The sequence below is a fragment of the Lentzea sp. NPDC102401 genome (assembly GCF_044765805.1).
GTDB lineage: Bacteria > Actinomycetota > Actinomycetes > Mycobacteriales > Pseudonocardiaceae > Lentzea > Lentzea sokolovensis.
The window spans coordinates 208,455-225,173 of sequence record NZ_JBIWKS010000012.1 but is presented as its reverse complement, the minus strand read 5'-3'; the positions used below and the strand labels follow the sequence as shown (position 1 = coordinate 225,173).

15 protein-coding genes are annotated in these 16,719 nt (G+C 68.8%); 12 read left to right on the top strand and 3 right to left on the bottom strand.

Annotated features, from left to right (window positions below):
- Positions 1 to 5 precede the first annotated feature (5 nt).
- Entirely contained in the window at positions 6 to 605 is a 600-nt protein-coding gene (locus ACIRG5_RS35485; protein ID WP_319979053.1) for a hypothetical protein, read from the top strand.
- Positions 602 to 3,739, top strand: coding sequence for an ATP-binding protein (locus ACIRG5_RS35480; protein ID WP_402913114.1), 3,138 nt, complete (start codon positions 602 to 604; stop codon positions 3,737 to 3,739). The genes ACIRG5_RS35485 and ACIRG5_RS35480 overlap by 4 nt, the downstream gene beginning before the upstream one ends.
- Positions 3,740 to 3,782: 43 nt before the next feature.
- Here the strand turns inward: ACIRG5_RS35480 and ACIRG5_RS35475 are convergent, their stop codons facing one another.
- On the bottom strand, positions 3,783 to 4,409 hold the full coding sequence (locus tag ACIRG5_RS35475) for a hypothetical protein (protein ID WP_402913111.1): 627 nt from the start codon (positions 4,407 to 4,409) through the stop codon (positions 3,783 to 3,785).
- 217 nt (positions 4,410 to 4,626) lie between these two features.
- On the opposite strand from ACIRG5_RS35475, the gene ACIRG5_RS35470 reads away from it, so the two are divergent.
- Together ACIRG5_RS35470 and ACIRG5_RS35465 are read left to right on the top strand one after the other, a co-directional pair.
- Entirely contained in the window at positions 4,627 to 4,803 is a 177-nt protein-coding gene (locus ACIRG5_RS35470; protein WP_402913108.1) for a hypothetical protein, read from the top strand.
- A 102-nt stretch (positions 4,804 to 4,905) separates the two neighbouring features.
- Positions 4,906 to 6,105, top strand: coding sequence for a helix-turn-helix domain-containing protein (locus ACIRG5_RS35465; protein WP_402913106.1), 1,200 nt, complete (start codon positions 4,906 to 4,908; stop codon positions 6,103 to 6,105).
- Here ACIRG5_RS35465 and ACIRG5_RS35460 read toward each other — a convergent pair.
- On the bottom strand, positions 6,096 to 8,987 hold the full coding sequence (locus ACIRG5_RS35460; RefSeq protein WP_402913103.1) for a tetratricopeptide repeat protein: 2,892 nt from the start codon (positions 8,985 to 8,987) through the stop codon (positions 6,096 to 6,098). The genes ACIRG5_RS35465 and ACIRG5_RS35460 overlap by 10 nt on opposite strands.
- A gap of 119 nt (positions 8,988 to 9,106) precedes the next feature.
- Here ACIRG5_RS35460 and ACIRG5_RS35455 point away from each other — a divergent pair, with 119 nt between their 5' ends.
- The gene (locus ACIRG5_RS35455) at positions 9,107 to 9,679 is read left to right on the top strand and encodes a hypothetical protein (RefSeq protein WP_402913101.1); all 573 of its coding nucleotides are present in this window, start codon (positions 9,107 to 9,109) and stop codon (positions 9,677 to 9,679) included.
- 88 nt (positions 9,680 to 9,767) lie between these two features.
- Positions 9,768 to 10,703 (top strand): hypothetical protein, encoded by a 936-nt coding sequence (locus ACIRG5_RS35450; protein WP_402913099.1) that lies wholly within the window; start codon positions 9,768 to 9,770, stop codon positions 10,701 to 10,703.
- On the opposite strand, the gene ACIRG5_RS35445 is transcribed toward ACIRG5_RS35450, so the two are convergent.
- Entirely contained in the window at positions 10,698 to 11,099 is a 402-nt protein-coding gene (locus ACIRG5_RS35445; RefSeq protein ID WP_402913097.1) for a PPOX class F420-dependent oxidoreductase, read from the bottom strand. The two genes, ACIRG5_RS35450 and ACIRG5_RS35445, sit on opposite strands and share 6 nt — an antisense overlap.
- Before the next feature lie 68 nt (positions 11,100 to 11,167).
- Here ACIRG5_RS35445 and ACIRG5_RS35440 point away from each other — a divergent pair, with 68 nt between their 5' ends.
- From ACIRG5_RS35440 to ACIRG5_RS35415, 6 genes are all read left to right on the top strand, one after another.
- Positions 11,168 to 11,677: an HAD domain-containing protein gene (locus ACIRG5_RS35440; protein WP_402913094.1), complete on the top strand. Its 510-nt coding sequence runs from the start codon at positions 11,168 to 11,170 to the stop codon at positions 11,675 to 11,677.
- A gap of 68 nt (positions 11,678 to 11,745) precedes the next feature.
- Positions 11,746 to 12,867 (top strand): extracellular solute-binding protein, encoded by a 1,122-nt coding sequence (locus ACIRG5_RS35435; RefSeq protein ID WP_330273955.1) that lies wholly within the window; start codon positions 11,746 to 11,748, stop codon positions 12,865 to 12,867.
- Positions 12,864 to 13,784 carry an ABC transporter permease gene (locus tag ACIRG5_RS35430; protein WP_402913092.1) on the top strand — a complete coding sequence of 307 codons (921 nt, stop codon included), beginning with the start codon at positions 12,864 to 12,866 and terminating at the stop codon, positions 13,782 to 13,784. The genes ACIRG5_RS35435 and ACIRG5_RS35430 overlap by 4 nt, the downstream gene beginning before the upstream one ends.
- A complete protein-coding gene (locus ACIRG5_RS35425; RefSeq protein WP_402913090.1) occupies positions 13,772 to 14,554 on the top strand; it encodes an ABC transporter permease in 783 nt (260 codons plus the stop codon). The genes ACIRG5_RS35430 and ACIRG5_RS35425 overlap by 13 nt, the downstream gene beginning before the upstream one ends.
- A gap of 4 nt (positions 14,555 to 14,558) precedes the next feature.
- Complete coding sequence (locus ACIRG5_RS35420; protein WP_402913088.1) at positions 14,559 to 15,590, top strand: ABC transporter ATP-binding protein; 1,032 nt, start codon at positions 14,559 to 14,561, stop codon at positions 15,588 to 15,590.
- Positions 15,587 to 16,717 (top strand): low temperature requirement protein A, encoded by a 1,131-nt coding sequence (locus tag ACIRG5_RS35415; protein ID WP_402913086.1) that lies wholly within the window; start codon positions 15,587 to 15,589, stop codon positions 16,715 to 16,717. Before ACIRG5_RS35420 ends, ACIRG5_RS35415 begins: the two co-directional genes overlap by 4 nt.
- Positions 16,718 to 16,719 lie beyond the last annotated feature (2 nt).

Below are 16,719 nucleotides of genomic sequence, written 5' to 3'. Positions count from 1 at the left end.
GCATGATGCCGGAGAAGTTTGGCGCCCCCGAACGTGCGGCGCTGACGGTGCTGATGCTGGAGAACCGGCCGGTGCTCAACACGGAGCTGGGCGACCAGGTCAAGCTCACGAAGCCCGGTCGCGAGAAGTTGAACAAGGCTGGTTTCATCCGGACGGACGAAACCGTGAAGCCGATGGTTCACGAGGTTACGAACGAAGGCATCGCCTGGTGCCTGCAGGACCTCGTCAAGGGAGAGTTGCCTCCGAGATCGACTTCGCACGCACGCGTCACGTTCGGGCTGCTGAAAAAGTTCATCCTCCACCACGAGGCGCACGGGACGCTCATCGAGGTGATCCGGTCCCGGGACCTGGAGTCGTTGATCCGGTCCGTCTACGAGGAACTGGCCGTCGAACCCCAGGACTGGATCCGGCTCGCCCGCATCCGGCCCCGGCTCAACGGCGCGGACAAGGGCGAGGTCGACGAGACGCTGGTGAAGATGATGAAGACCGGGACCGTCCATCTGGCGCCCGAGTCCAACACCAAGGTGCTCACCGCCGACGACCACGCCGCCGCACTGCGGGTCGGTAGCGAGGATCTGCACCTCGTGGCGATGGAGGAGTCGTGACCGCACAGCTGCGGGAAGCGTTGGCCGCGTTGCGGTTCAACTCCGCCGAGACTCCGGACGACGTCTGGCGCACTTCGCCGTCCCACGTCGACGGTCTGCACACGAGAGCGGAGCACCGCATCCGGACGGCGATCGCGGATGCGAGGGACAGTGCCGGTTCCAACCCCATCGGCCTGATCCTGCAGGGGCGCAAGGGGGTCGGGAAGACCCATCTGCTCGGCACGGTGCGCAGCATGGTGCAGGAGACCGGTGGTTACTTCTTCCTGATCGAGGTCAGCTCGGCGGCGATGTTCTGGGACGACGTCGCCGAAGCCATGCGCAGCGAACTGCTCAGGACCGATGACACCGGACAGCTTCAGCTCATCGTGCTGTTGCGGGAGTTGTGCCGTGGCGCTGATGTGCCCGAGGAGGTCACCAAGGCGATCGTGAACGAGGCACCGCTGAAGCCCGAGCACCTGGACGCCCTCGTCAACGGCCTGCGCAAGGTGGACGCCCGGATCGCGACCGACTGCAGCGCCGTGATCCGCGCACTCGTGTTGTACGCGTCTCCGCATTCGCTGACCGGCCAAAGCTATCTCGAAGGCCTGGACGACGATGCGGGCGAGTACCGCCGATGGGGCTTGGTGACCAAGGCGAAGGCAGCGCGGTACGTGGTGCGGGACATCTCGCGCGTCCTCGCCATGACGGGGCCCTGTGTGATCGCGATCGACCAGCTGGACACCGTGATCAACAAGGCCCAGGATCTCATCGAGGACGACCTCAGCCCTGAGGAAGCGAGCGAGCTCGCGCTCATTTCGGACGGATTGATGCAACTGCGCGAGATCACCCGGCGAACGCTGACGATCGTCGCGTGCCTGCCCACGACGTGGATCAAGCTGCGCCAGGCCGCCAGCGACACGGTCGGCGACCGGTTCACGCTGACGCCGATCCTGGGATCTGTCACTGATCCCTCGATCGCCAGAACGCTCGTGGAGAAGTGGCTCGCCGTGATCTATCAGAGCCAGGGGATCACGCCTCCTCACTCGACCTGGCCGGTGGCAGCGGAGGCGTTCGGTGACGACTGGAAGGAGGAGACTCCGCGCACGCTGCTCAAGCGGCTGCATTCCCATGCGGAGGCCTGCCTGCACGGTGAGATCCGGGAACTCCGCTCGTTCCAGGAGCCGGAACAGCAGGAGGCGCCCGTGCCGGCGGTCCCGTTCACGCCGAAGGCAGGGCCTGTACCGGACTACCTCGCCGAGCTCGACGCCAAGTTCGCGCGGTTGCGGGAGAAGGCCGCGCTCGCCGCCGCCGACGTCAGGTCGCAGAACGAGGACGACGTGATGCCGGCGTTGCTGCTGGCAGGGCTGAGGTCGTGGGTCACCGAGATCGGCAACGACGATCTGGCGTGGCACCCCGAGCCCCAGGCCGAGGACAAGAGCCTGCACGCGAGCCTGCGGCACACGGTGGACGAGGAACGGGACGTCGAGGAGCGCTGGGTGTTCCGGCTCATCGCCAGCAGTCACGGGAACAAGGTGCTGCGCAAGTTCCGCAACGCGCGTGCGGCGGCCGAGGACGGGCGCGGCAGGCACCTCGTCCTGATCCGCAAGGGTTCCACCGGTTGGACCGGGGCGAAGACGAAGGGCGAGGTCGCGGAGTTCGTGCAGCGCGGCGGGAAGAGCGTCGACGTGTCCGACGACGACCTGCGCACCTTCATCGCGCTCAAGGAGATGTGGTCGTCGCAGTCGCACCAGTTGCTCGCGTGGCTGGTGGCGCGGAAACCGGCCAGCAGCAACACGTTCCTGCGGAAGATCCTGCCGGATCCGGCGCGGAGCGGGACGAGGAGTGGACACCAGGAGACCCGCCCTCCGCCGCAGCCCGAGCAGACGACGCCCCGACCGAGGCCCCGGCAGACGCCCCAGCCGCGGTCCAGGCCGCAGTCCTCCGGCGAGATCGTGCTCGGGATGGACGGGGAGATCCGGATCGAGCTGGAGTCGCTGCGCAAGCACGCCATCGTGTTCGCCGGGTCCGGTAGCGGGAAGACGGTGCTACTGCGCCGGATCGTCGAAGAGTGTGCGCTGCAAGGGGTTTCGGCGATCGTGCTTGATCCCAACAACGACCTGGCCCGGCTCGGGGACGCCTGGCCCGAGGTTCCGGGGGAGTGGCGGGCGGGCGATGAGGCTCTGGCCGCCGAGTACTTCGCCGGCACCGAGGTCGTGGTGTGGACGCCTGGACGGGCTGCTGGGCGGCCGCTGAGTTTTCATCCCCTGCCGGATTTTGCTTTGGTGCGTGGGGATGAGGACGAGTTCGGGGCTGCTGTCGAGGCTGCTGTGGCTCGGTTGGTGCCTCATGCGCGGATTGCCAACGAGACGAAGTTCGCTGTTCGTGGGCGGGCGGTGTTCAAGGAGGCGTTGAAGCACTACGCGCGCAATGACAGGCGGGACCTGAACGGGCTCGTGGACCTGTTGGCGGAGTTGCCGGACGGGGTCAGCAAGTTGTACTCGGCCACGGCGACCGCTGCTGATCTGGCGGAGACGCTCAGGGCCGCGATGGTCAACGATCCGCTGCTCGCGGGGACCGGAGAGGCCACGGATCCCGGGGCGTTGTTCGAGCCCTCGCAGGGGAAGAAGGCGCGGATCTCGGTGATCAGTTTCGTCGGGCTGCCGTCCGACGAGCAGCGGCAGGGGTTCATCAGCCAGTTGCAGCTGGAGGTGTTCGCCTGGATCAAGCGGAACCCGGCTGTGGATCGGCCGCTCGGCGGGCTGATGGTCATGGACGAGGCGCAGACGATCGCGCCTTCCGGGCAGGCGACGGCCAGCACGCAGACCACGATTCTGCTGGCGTCGCAGGCACGTAAGTACGGGCTCGGGTTGTTGCTGGCGACGCAGGCGCCCAAGGGCGTGCACAACCAGGTCACCGGCAATGCGACCACCCAGTTCTTCGGGCGGTTGAACAGTCCCGCGCAGATCGCCGCGGCCACGGAGATGGCGCGGGCCAAGGGAAGTTCTATCGCGGACATCTCGCGGTTGGAACGCGGGCAGTTCTACGTCACCGGGGACACGTTCGGGTTCCGGCGGATGCTGGCTCCGCTGTGCCTGAGTCACCACCCGCCCAGTCCGTTGCGGCTGGAGGAAGTGATCGAACGAGCCAGGCAATGAGAAAGGGCGGTGTCCCCGTGACGGGGGCACCGCCCTTTTCGCGTCACGCGGTCGCGGTCAGCATGTCCTCGATTCGTTGCCACAGCGTGGAGAACAGCTCCGGGGACTCGCCCAGCACGACGAAGTTCACGATGTCGTCGCCGCGCACTTCGAGTGCGTACACGGCGTCGTTCGCCCGTTCCACGCGCACCGCGACCGTCGTGTCGCCCAGGTGCAACGTGCCGGCGAGACCGCGCTTGGCGAGTGCGGGTGGCGCGGCGGCGAACTGTTCGGCGAGGGTGCGCAGGGCGCTGTTCTGCGCGGGGGCCTCCGGCTGTTTGAGCGCCGCCACCAGGTCGGCGACGGGGACGAGGTCGTGGCCCGCGGTCTCGGCGGCCTCGATGCGGGCGACGAGGGTGTTGACGAGGTGCTCGTCCGCCCGCAGGTACGTCACGTTCGACGACGTGGGCGGCTCGCCGGTCAGCACCGGCAGCACGTGCTCGCGGTCGCTCACGATCTCGTCCACAGTGGACACGAACGGCACGAGGAAGCGCACCTCTGCCTGCGGCAGGTCGTTGCTCTCCAGCACGGTCAGGCCGCGCTGACGGCACGCCTCGACCACTTCGTCGACCACGGCGCGCTGTTCCTCGGCGAACGACACGGCGATGTCGTAGGTCGCGGATTCGGTCACTCGAACCTCCCTGATGACGACCGGCCGGCGGCCGGGTGCGCGCAGCATCCACGGCGGGTGTTGACCAGAAGTGGATGAGGAGTGGACGTGTTGACCACCTCGGTGGGCAACGGGAAACACCTGTTTCAGGCCTTTTCGAAGACGAATGCTCGAAGGGAGCCCGCAGAGAGCGGGCGAAATCCGGAAATCAATTCCGACTCCCTTCGGAGGATTCGCCATGTCCAAAATCGTGTCCACTTTCGGCGTGGGTGTCGCCACCCTCGTGACCGCGCTCGCCGTCGCCGCTTCCGTTTCCGGTGGTGTCGCGGCCAACGCGGACGACAACCCGCCGCCGCCTCCCACCACGACCACCACGGAGACCCAGGACGGCCACGGCAACCCGTGGCACGGATGATCTGACGCGAATGCGCCCCGGCCATTTCTCGAAACGGCCGGGGCGATTGCGGCACAACGGTCGGGATGATGTACTCGGAAGACGCCGGAGCGGGAGGCAATCGTGTCCGAAACTTTTGGTGAGTTGCTGCGCGCGCACCGCGTCGCGGCGGGACTGTCGATGGGGCAGCTGGCCAAGCTGATCCATTACAGCAAGGGTTATCTCAGCAAGATCGAGAACGACCTCAAACCGCCGACCCCGACGTTGGCGCGGCTGTGCGACGGCGTGCTGGACGTCGGCGGCCGGCTGGTCGAGGCCGCCGTCCACGGGCCGTCTCCGCGTGACGTCAGGGGTCTCGGCCGGCGTCAGGTGCTGGTGGCCGGAACGATGCTCGGCGTCGGCGCGCTCACGGGCGGCGGGCGGCGGCCGGTGCTGGACGAGCAGGTGATCGCCGGGATGCGCACCTCGTTCGAACAGATGCGGGGTCTCGGGCTGCGCACCAGTCCGCAGGTGCTGCTCGAACCGTTGCAGGCCCTGCAGCACACGGTGCACGGCCTGGCGCGCGAGAACGCCGGACCGGTGGGCACCCGGCTCCTCCTGCTCGTCGCGCGCATCGCCGAGTACACCGGCTGGATGTGCCAGGAGGCGGGGGACGACGAGGGCGCGCTGTGGTGGACCAGGCACGCGTCCGAACTCTCCCGTGCGGCGGGAGATCCGGACATCGCGAGCTACGCGTTCGTGCGGGAGGCAGGTCTCGCGCTCTACCGCCAGGACGCGTCCGCCACGATCAACCTCGCCCAGCAGGCGCAGTGGATCGGCAGGGCCGGCTCACGCGTCCTCGCCCTGGCCGCCCGGCGCGAGGCGCAGGGCCATGCGCTCGCGGGCGACCGGAGCGCCGCGGAACGCGCGTTCGACCGTGCCGCGAGCAGGATGGAGGCCGCGTCTCCGGACAGCCCGTACCCCGTGCTCGGGTCGACCGCCCCCGACCCGCTCGAGCTGGCCAGGGGCTGGGCGTTGTCCGATCTCGGGCTGAACGCCGAGGCCGCGGTCGTGCTGGACCGGCAGCTGGCGCTGGTGCCGGCCACCTCCCGCCGCAGCCTGGCGCGGTTCGGCGCCCGGCGTTCGCTCGCTCTCGCGTTGTCGGGCGAGGTCGACGAGAGCTGCCGCACGCTCGCCCTCGTCCTGGACGACGCGGCGCACGTGGACTCCGCGACGGTGCGGACGGACCTGAGGCAGCTGGCCAGAACCCTTGGCCGGTGGCACAACCACGGTGCCGTGCGCGAGGTCTACCCCGATCTGAAACGACTGTTCGTTCACCGCTGACCACACGCGCACGTCAGCTCGGCCCGTTCCCGCCGCACCTCCTCTGCCTCCGGCTGGCCGAGTTCGCGGTACACGGCCTCGGCCGCGTCCCAGTGCGCCACGGCTTCCGCGTGCCGGCTCATGGCGTGCAACGTTCTTGCGGCGCCGATCTGGCCGTATGACTCCTGCGTGCGGTTGCCGGTACCCGTGGCCACGTCCAGCAACTCCTGGTAGAGCCGCAGCGCCGCGCCCGGCCGGCCGCGATCCTTCTCCGTGGCGGCCCGGTCGCGCAGGAGGCTTCCCTGCAGTTCCGCGTCGGCCAGCCCGGCGGCGGCTTTGGCCGCGAGGTCGTGGTGGTGCAACGCTTCGGGGAACCTGCCCGCGAGGCGGTGGGCGTCCGCGATGTTGGTCAACGCGTAGGCCGCCACGCAGAGGTCGCCGAGCTCGTCCGCGATCTCGTGCGCCTCCAGGTGATGGAGGATCGCCTCGTCGAGCATCCCCAGGTGCTGCTGGTTCGCGCCCAGGTTGTTCAGCACGTGGGCGAGTCCCTGCTGGTGGCCGCTCTCCCGCAGGAACCGCACGGCGGCTTCCTGCTGTGCAATCGCTACTTCGTACCTGCCGTGCTGCTCGTTGAGGTAGCCGAGCGAGCTCAACGCGTGCCCTTGGCCGCGCACGTCGCCGCACTGCTCGTACTTCGCCAGCCCGGCCTCGAAATGCCTCGCCGCCTCGTCGTGCCGGCCGAGTTGCATCTGCGAGACGGCGATCGCGCACAACGCCGCGGCCTCACCGGGCACGTCGCCCAGCCGGGTCCAGCACGCCAGCGCCTGCTCGGCCAGCTCGACCGCCTCGGCGTGCCGGCCGCGCCGGTCGTTGGCGATGGACAGGCGGTACAGAACGTGTGCCCGGCCGTAGCCGTCGTCCGGCCGCACGGAACTGACGGCGTCGATCCAGTCGTCGATCCGGTTCGCGGTGTTGAAGTGCCGCCAGATCAACGAGGCGAGCAGCCACGCGCGGTCCGAGTCCGCCTGCTTGATCGCGGCCATCAGGTTGTCGCGTTCGGCGATGATCCACGCCATCGCCTCGTCCTCGTGCGTGAACCGCAGACTCCGCGGGCTTTCCCGTTCGACGGACGGCAGGGCGGCGCGGTCGAACGGGTACGCGACGTTCACGGCGTCCGCGAGCGTCACGAGGTAGAAGTCGAGCAGGCGCTCCAACGCGTCCGCGGACGGAGGTTCGAGAGCGGCGAACTCCTTGATGGAGTCCAGCATCTGGTAGCGCTGCGGCGCGACCTCTTCCAGCAGGCAGACCTCGTGCAGGTCGTGGAGCAGCTTGCGGGTGGCGGCGATGTCACCGCCGATGAGCGCCGCCGCGCCGATGATGTCCACGTCGGGCCCTGGCAGGTGGCCGAAGAGACGGAAGACCTGCTGCTGGTCGGCGTCGAGCTGCCGGTAGGAGGCGTGGATCGCGGCGCCGTCCTCCCGCCACGCGCCGGTGTCGTCCAGCTGGCCGATCAGGTAGTCGAGCGACCACCTGTCGTGCTTGCGCAGCAACGCGGCCGCGATGGTGATCGACACGGGCATGTAGCCGCAGCGCTTCACGAGCCCAGCGACGTCCGCGGACCTGCCGCGCACGCGCGACGAGCCGTTCGTCAGCCTCTGGAACAGCGCGGACGCGTCGCCGGCCGGCATCGGAGCCAGCCGCACGTGCTCGCTGATGTCCGGCTCGCCCATCTTCCTGCTCGTGACGACGGCGAAGCACTCGCGTGTCTCGGGCAGCAACGGCCGGATCTGCTCGGGTGATGCCGCGTTGTCCAGCACCACCAGCGTTTTCGTCCCGTAGAGCCGCGACTGGTAGACCGTCGCCTTGCGCCCCACCGTGTCGGGGATCTGCTCCGCCGGCACGCCCAGATCGGTGAGCAGCTGGGTCAGCGCGTCCGAGACGGACATCGGCGCCACGTTCGGCGTGAAACCGTTGAGGCGCACCAGGAGCTGACCGTCCGGGAACCGGTCGCGCAGGAGGTGCGCGGCCTCGACCGCCAGGCCGGACTTGCCGACGCCGGGCGGGCCACTGATCCACACGGCTCGCCGTTCGTCCGAACCCGCCGCGGCCGCGGCGATCTTGTCCAGCTCGCCGGACCGGCCGGTGAACGCGCCGGGACGGGACGGCAGCGAACTGGCCGGTTCACCGCGCCGGGCACGTTCCACGAGGTTGCGCAGGACGGTTCCCGGCTCCATGCCGAACTCGGCGAGAGCGCTGGACGCTGTGTCGAAGACCCGGATCGCGCCCACGCCGTCGCCGCCCGCGATCAACGCCCGCATGAGCAGTTCGGCGTACTTCTGGTGGTCGGGGGAGGTGCGGACCGCGCGACGCATCCGGTCTCGCGCCGACCGGTAGTCGCCCGTGACGAGCTCCAGTTCGGCCAGGTCGCCGAGCGCGTCGTGGTAGCTCTCGGTCGGCGGGAACACCTCGGCGCCGCCGACCCTGTCGACGTCGATGTCCTCGAGGAACCGGCCGCGCCACAGCGTCACCGCCTCGCGCAGCAGGTCGATGGCCCGGCGCTGGTCGTTGTCCTGCTGGGCGAGCGCCGCCTCCTCGCGCAGCCGGTCGAAGCGGACCGTGTCGATCCGGTCCTCGTCGACGCGCAGCACGTACCCGGTGGCCGTCCGCTCGATCTCCGCGTCGGTTCCGTCGAACGTCTTGCGCAGCTTGTTGATGTAGCCGCGCACGAGCGTCCGGCGTTCCGGGTTGTCCGGCCACACGATCTCGGTGATCCGTTCGGGTGACAGCGGCTTGTTCGCGTGCAACAGGAGTACGACGAGGATGAAGCGTTGTTGCTGGTCCCCCAACGGTATGGCGGTGTGGTCGTGCCACGCCTCCAGCGGACCCAGCATCCGAAATTCCACGCCGCCTCCCGATCTGTTGCTTCCGTCTGGGTGGAATGTCGCGCAGAGTCCCGTCTGCGTGTCACCGAATCAGCTTTTTGTCCACGTTTGATCAACGCGATCCGGTAACGGTGCACGGCATGGACCGTGAGGTGTTGCCTTGTTACGTGGCGTGCGATGTGTCCTTCTCGATGGCCGCCCACATCGACGAGGTGAACGCCGGCATGCGGGAGTTCCGCGGTGTGGTGCACGCGGATCGCCGCCGTGGTGCCCAGATTCGGCTCTGCGTGGTCGTTTTCGCGGAACGACCGCTGGTCGTGCACCCGCTGGCCCCCGCGCTCGACCCGGTCGAGGTTATTCGACCGCGCCAGGAATCGGGTTCTGACTTCGGATCCGCGTTCACCCTCGTGCGCACCGTCATCGAGCGCGACGTGGAGAGCTTGAAGGCGCAGCGGATGCGGGTGCGCCGCCCGATGTTGTTCTTCGTCTCGGACGGCAGGGCCACGGATCCCGCCTGGCCCGCCGCGCTGGAACGACTCAGCGCCACGACGTCGTGCCCGGAGATGATCGCGTTCGGGCTCGGAGCCGTCGACCAGCGCGCGCTCGGCCGCATCGGCCGCTCGCGGGTCTTCCTCGGCGGCGACGGTGTGCGGCTGGGCATCGCGCTGGCGTCGTCGGTGGCGCGGACGGTGCTGCGACCGGACCACGTCTGACCGATCCACGGCGTGTCCACTTCTCGTCCACATGGTCGACGCAACCTGCCTCCGCCGCACGTGAGCACGCAAGGGGAGGAGAACCGGGATGACGACGACGAGCCTGGTGCAGGAGCTGAAGACCCTCCGCAAGGGACGAGGGGTGCACGCGGGACGGATCGTGGACAAGATCGGTCCGGCGCTGGCCGCGGCGTGCGGGATCACCGGGGCCGACGGGGCGGTCGCCGCCAAGCAGAAGCTGGTCACCCGGCTCACCGAGCTGGTCGAGCAGCTCCCGGAGGACCTGCACCTCGCGGCGCGGGTGGCGTTCGGCCTCATCTCGGACGTCCGGCACCCGCTCTACCAGGAGCGCGTCAGCTGGCTGGCGGCCACGATCGACCGCGACGCCCGCACCGTGCGCCGGCGCGTCGACGAGGCCGTGGAGCAGCTGGCGGAGCTCGCCGCGACGACCATGCGTCGTGACGTGGGCGGCTGGCACACCGCGGAACTGGCCGTGGCGGTGATGCTGGACCAGGAACGGCCGGAGGTGCTGGAGCGCTACCAGGTCGTGGTGAACCAGGACGGGGTGACCTCGTTCGACTTCGCCGCCGCGTTCCCCGTGCACCGGCGGGACGTGGAGGCGCAGCTCCTGTACGGCGGCACGTTGCAGGACCGGGGCAACCTGGAACGGCCCGGCTTCCGGCTCGTTCCGGCCGAACCGCTGGTGCGCGGCGAGACCCACGACTTCGCGATCCGCTACCGGCTGTCCCACCGCGACGCCATGCGTCCGTGCGTGCTGCACGTGCCCGAACGCCCGTGCGACGTGTTCGACCTGCGCGTGCGGTTCGAGCACGACCGCAAGAGGCTGGTACGGGCGTTCGACGGGGTGCTGGTGCAGCGGTCCGAGGCCGAGCCGGCCGGGACGGCGCAGTCCGTGGACCGCGCGGGGGAGGTCCACCTGCGGTTCCGGCGGCTGCTGCCCGGGCTGCTCTACGGCGTCCGGTGGGGCAGCGCGGCGGTGTGCCCTGCGCGCCGGGCCTCATGACCGGCGGGGCTCGTACCAGGTCTCGCCCGCCGGTTCGCCCGCCATGTTCCACGCCCAGACCCTGGTCGGCGTGATCCGGCAGTAGACGCCGGGGCCGACGAGGCCGGTGCGGGCCTCCGGGTCGTCGGCGGTGCCGTAGACGCGGATCGCCCGCGCCACGAACGGGCTGAACGAGACCAAATCGTCGACCACGAGCGACACCTTGCGGCGGCCCGCGGTGATGTTGCGGAACTTGCGGGTGTTCCTGACCTGGTCACCCGCACCGCCGACCCAGAGGTGCGTGCCGTCGTACTCGAACGCCAGCGGCACCACGTCGGGCCAGCCGTCCTCGTTGATCGTGGCGAGGCGGGCCAGGGGCTGTTCGCGCAGGTAGGCGATCTCTTCGTCGGTGAACATGCTCCTTGTACGAACGGCAGGCCACGTTTTCGACTACTGGTGCGGGTAGACCAGGCATGCTGGACGTGGTGAGACCGCTGATCCTGCTCGACGTCGACGGCCCGCTCCACCCGTGGGCCGCCAACCCCAAGCCGGACAACTACCGGCTGTTCGAGATCAAGGCGGGCTGGCGCCGCAGGCTTCGCGTCTGGCTCGACCCGGACCACGGTCACCAGCTGAGACGGCTGGCGGAGGACACCGGCGCCGAACTCGCGTGGGCCACGACGTGGCTGCATCGGGCGAACACCGAGATCGGACCGCGTCTGGGGCTTCCGCCGCTCAAGGTGATCGAGTTCCACGACGCGACCGGCTGGAAGTACCCGGCGGTGGCGCGCTACGCGTGGGAACGGCCCCTCGTCTGGTTCGACGACGACTTCGGGCTCCACTCCGCGCGCCGGGAGGAGTTCGTCCACAAGCGACGGCACCTGACCACCGCGCTCATCCACGTCGATCCCGGTACCGGGATCTCGGCACAACACCTGAGTGAAGCCCGCGCAGCATTCGGCGGCAACCCCGGGGACGCCGAGAATTCACGGTAGGAGTCGAGAAGGTCTCAACCGGCGCGGCTGGCTTGACAACGAAAGCATCCCGAGCCAATCCTCCGCTGGTGCTGAAGCGAGGGAACGTCACGACGAAGTTGATTGGCGTCGGCGCGTTGGTGCTGGCGGTGGCCGCCTGTGGCGCCCCGCCCGCCAAGGAGACGCCGGCTGGTGCCGCCGGAACCGCGAAGTCGGCGAGTGAGCTCGGCGGCATGGACAAGCTGGTCGAGGCAGCCAAGAAGGAGGGCAAGCTCAACGTCATCGCGCTGCCCCCGGACTGGGCGAACTACGGCGAGATCATCAAGGCCTTCGAGGCCAAGTACGGCGTCAAGGTCGACTCGGCGCAGCCGGACGCGTCCAGCCAGGAGGAGATCAACGCCGCCAAGCAGCTCAAGGGCAACGACCGCGCGCCGGACGTGTTCGACCTCGGGCTCAACGTGGCGCTGGCCAACAAGGACCTGTTCGCCCCCTACAAGGTCAGCACGTGGGACGACATCGCCGCGGAGCTCAAGGACGCGGACGGCGCGTACTACGGCGACTACGGCGGCTTCATGTCGATCGGCTACGACGCCGCGAAGGTGCCGGCGCCGACGAGCGTGAAGGACCTGCTCAAGCCCGAGTACAAGGGCAAGGTCGCGCTGAACGGTGACCCGACGCAGGCCGGTGCCGCGTTCTCCGGCGTCATGATGGCGGCGCTGGGCAACGGCGGTTCCGCCGACGACATCGCCCCCGGTGTCGAGTTCTTCAAGCAGCTCAAGGCCGCCGGCAACTTCCAGCCGGTCGACCCGTCGCCCGCGACCATCGAGTCCGGTCAGACGCCCGTCGTCATCGACTGGGACTACACCAACGCCGCCCAGACCGAGAAGCTCAAGGGCAAGCTCGACTGGAAGGTCGTCGTCCCGGCCGACGCGCAGATCGGCGCCTACTACAACCAGGCCGTCAGCAAGGACGCGCCGCACCCCGCGGCCGCGCGCCTGTGGCAGGAGTTCCTGTACTCCGACGAGGGCCAGAACCTGTACCTGAAGGGCATGTCCCGCCCGGTGCGCCTGGACAAGATGGGCGACAAGGCGGACAAGGCGGCGAAGGACAAGCTGCCGAAGACCGAGGGCAAGCAGGTGTTCCAGACGCAGGCGCAGGCCGACAAGGCCAAGGCCGTTCTCACCGCGACTTGGGCGCAGGCCATCGGATGACCTCAGTCGCTCCCGTAGCGGCGGCAAAGCCCGGCGGTCCCACCCCGAAGAAGGGTGGGGCCGCCGGTCGGCCATCTGTGGCCGCCTGGCTCGTCGCGGTGCCGTTCCTGGCGTTCGTCGGCACCTTCCTCGTCTATCCCACGGTGCTCGTGCTGTTCGGTGCCTTCCAGGACTCCAACGGCGCGTTCACGTTCGACAACCTCACGACCCTGTTCACGGGTGTCGTCTTCGACGCCTTCGTGCGCAGCATCGAGCTGTCCGCGCTCACCGCGGTCATCGGTGCGATCTTCGGCGCGCTGCTCACGTGGGCGATCGCGGTCGGCAACCCCGACGGGATGCTGCGCCGGATCGTCGTCGCGGGCAGCGGTGTGCTCGCCCAGTTCGGTGGCGTGCCACTGGCGTTCGCGTTCCTCGCGACGGTCGGCTTCGAAGGTCTCGTCACGAAGTTCCTGCGTGACAACGTTGGCATCGACCTGTTCGCCGGCAGCGCCTGGCTGTTCGACCTGCCCGGCCTGACGCTCGTCTACACGTTCTTCCAGATCCCGTTGATGGTCATCGTGTTCCTGCCCGCGCTCGACGGCCTGCGTCCGCAGTGGCGTGAGGCGAACGCGAGCCTCGGCGGCACGAGCTGGACCTACTGGCGGCACGTCGGCGGCCCGATCCTGACGCCGCCGTTCCTCGGCGCGCTGCTCCTGTTGTTCGCCAACGCCTTCAGCGCCTACGCCACGGCCGCCGCGCTCGTCTCGCAGGGCAGTCCGATCGTGCCGTTGCAGATCCGCGGGTTCCTCACCGGTGAGGTCGTGCTCGGCCAGGAGAACCTGGGCAAGGCGCTGGGCCTCGGCATGGTGATCGTGGTCAGCATCGCGATGGGCGTGAACGTGCTGCTGCAGAAGAGGGTGGCCAAGTGGGTTCGCTAGTGAAGCAGCGCGTCCTGCGCACGATCATCCTGCTGATCCTCGGCGTCTACTTCGTCCTGCCGCTGATCGCGATGGCGGAGTTCTCCACGCGGGGCAAGGGCGGCAGCCGCAGCCTGGAGTCGTGGACGTCCATCGTCGACGACGAGGGCCTGATGGAGGCTCTCGTCAACTCGCTGCTGCTGTCGGTGACTTCTGCGGTGCTGATGCTGGTGCTGCTCGTGCCGACGATGGCGTGGATCCGGCTCAGGCTTCCCCAGCTGCAACGGCTCGTCGAGTTCCTGTGCCTGCTGCCGCTGGCGATTCCCGCGATCGTGCTGGTGGTCGGCATGGCGCCGCTCTACGCGTGGGTGAACTTCTTCCTCGGCGACTCACCGCTGACGCTGACGTTCGCGTACACGATCCTGGTGCTGCCGTTCGCCTACCGCGCGGTCGACGCCGGTCTCGCCGCGATCGACCTGAAGACGCTGGCCGAAGCCGCGCGCAGCCTCGGCGCGTCGTGGTTCACGGTGTTGTGGAAGATCGTCGTGCCGAACATCCGCGTGGCGCTGATCGGTGCTTCGCTGCTGTCGGTGGCCTTGGTGCTCGGCGAGTTCACCATCGCGTCGCTGCTCAACTTCGACACGTTGCAGGTGCAGGTGAACCTCCTGGGCAAGCGCAACGCGGGTGTGTCCATCGCGGTGTCGCTGCTGTGTCTGATCTTCGCGTTCGTCCTCCTGTTCGCACTTTCCTACGTCGGCCAGCGGCGCCGTCAGACCGTGGTCGAGGAGTAAGCACATGGGTCACTTGGAACTCAAAGGGCTGCGCAAGTCCTTCGGTGGGAACGCGGCTTTGGACGGTCTCGACCTCGAACTGGCCGAGGGCGAGCTCGTCTCGTTGCTCGGTCCGTCGGGCTGCGGCAAGACGACGGCGCTGCGCATCGTCGCGGGCTTCGAGACGTCCGACTCCGGCACGGTCACCGTGGGCGGCAAGGACATCACGAAGGTCCCGGCCAACAAGCGGGACATGGGCATGGTCTTCCAGGCGTACAGCCTCTTCCCGAACATGACCGCGGCGCAGAACGTCGCGTTCGGTCTGAAGATGCGCAAGGCGGACGCCAAGAAGGCCGGCGAACTGCTCGAACTGGTCGGCCTCTCGCACCTCGGCGGCCGCTACCCGCACCAGATGTCGGGCGGTCAGCAGCAGCGCGTCGCACTGGCGCGCGCGTTGGCGATCCAGCCGCGCGTGCTGCTGCTGGACGAGCCGCTGTCCGCGTTGGACGCCAAGGTCCGCGTGAACCTGCGGGACGAGATCCGTCGCATCCAGACGGAGCTCGGCATGACGACGCTGTTCGTCACGCACGACCAGGAGGAGGCGCTCGCCGTCTCCGACCGCGTGGGCGTCATGTCGCACGGCAGGCTGGAGCAGCTCGACACCCCGTCGGTCGTCTACCGGGAGCCGGCGACGGCGTTCGTGGCGCAGTTCGTCGGCGTGACGAACAGCGTCGAGGCCAAGGCGGAGGGCCAGACCGTCGTGGTGAACGGTGTCACGGTGGCCGCGTCGCACGACCAGCCGTCCGGAAGCGACGTGCGAGTGATCGTGCGTCCCGAGGACATCGGCGTCTCCGCGCACGACGGCGACTCCAATGGCAAGATCGTGGGCGACGTGCTGACCCAGTCGTTCCTCGGGCCGGTCACGCGGATCTCGGTCAGGGTGGGGGAGCAGGTGCTGCGCATCGACCAGCCCTCCAACACCGCCTCCGCCTACCAGCCCGGCACGCGGGTCGCGCTCGACCTCAGCGAATCACGAATCATGGTGGTGCCGGGATGATCAAGAAGCTCCTCGCGCGCGACACGGCGGAGACCCACCGGGTCGCGACGCCGTTGGAGCTGCTGTTCGACCTCAGCTTCGTGGTGGCGGTCGCCCAGGCCGCCGCCTCGTTGCACCACGCGGTGTCGGAGAACCACGTGGGCGCGGGCCTGCTGGCGTTCTGCATGGCGTTCTTCGCGCTGTGGCTGCCGTGGCTGAACTTCACCTGGTTCGCCAGCGCGTTCGACAACGACGACACGCTCTACCGGATCATCACGATGGTCCAGATCGCCGGCGTGCTCGTGGTCGCGGCGGGCATCCCCGCCGTCTTCGAGCACCAGGACTACCGGATCGTCGTCGGCGGCTACATCGTCATCCGGCTCGCGATGGTCGCGCACTGGATGCGTGCCGCGCGGGACAACCCGGCGCACAGGGCGTGCGCGCACCGGTACGCGGGCGGCATCGCGGTCATGCAGGTGCTGTGGGTGCTGTGGCTCTTCGTTCCGCCGAGCCTCGCGGTCGGGCTCTGGGTGCTCGGCATGCTCGCCGAGCTGCTGATCCCGGCCTGGGCCGAGCGGACGACCGCCACGACCTGGCACCCGCACCACATCGCGGAACGGCACGGCCTCTTCACACTGATCGTGCTCGGTGAGTCGATCCTGGCCGCCACGCTCGCGTTCCAGAAGGGCTTCGACAGCGGCGTCAACCTCATCTCGCTCGCCGTGGCCTCGCTGACCATCGTGTTCTCGGTGTGGTGGATCTACTTCGAGGCGCCGTCCCACCTGCACAACCTGAAGAAGGCGTTCCTGTGGGGCTACGCGCACTTCTTCATCCTCGGCTCCATCGCCGCCCTCGGTGCCGGTCTCGCCGCCAGCGTCGACTACGACCTGCACCTCTCGCACGCGCCGGGCACGACGGTCGCCGCGTTCACGACGGTGCCGCTGGCCGTGTTCTTCCTGTGCGTCTGGTACGTGCAGGACTGTCACGACCAGACGGGGATCCGCAAGTACCTGCTGCCGCTGGGCTCGCTCGCGGTGCTGGCAGCGACGTTCGGACCGGCGCCGATCCACGTCACGGCGGGGATCGCGCTGGTCCTCTGCGTCGCGACGCGGCTGGTGCAGCCGGCCGATCAGCACGTGGCGGTGTGAGG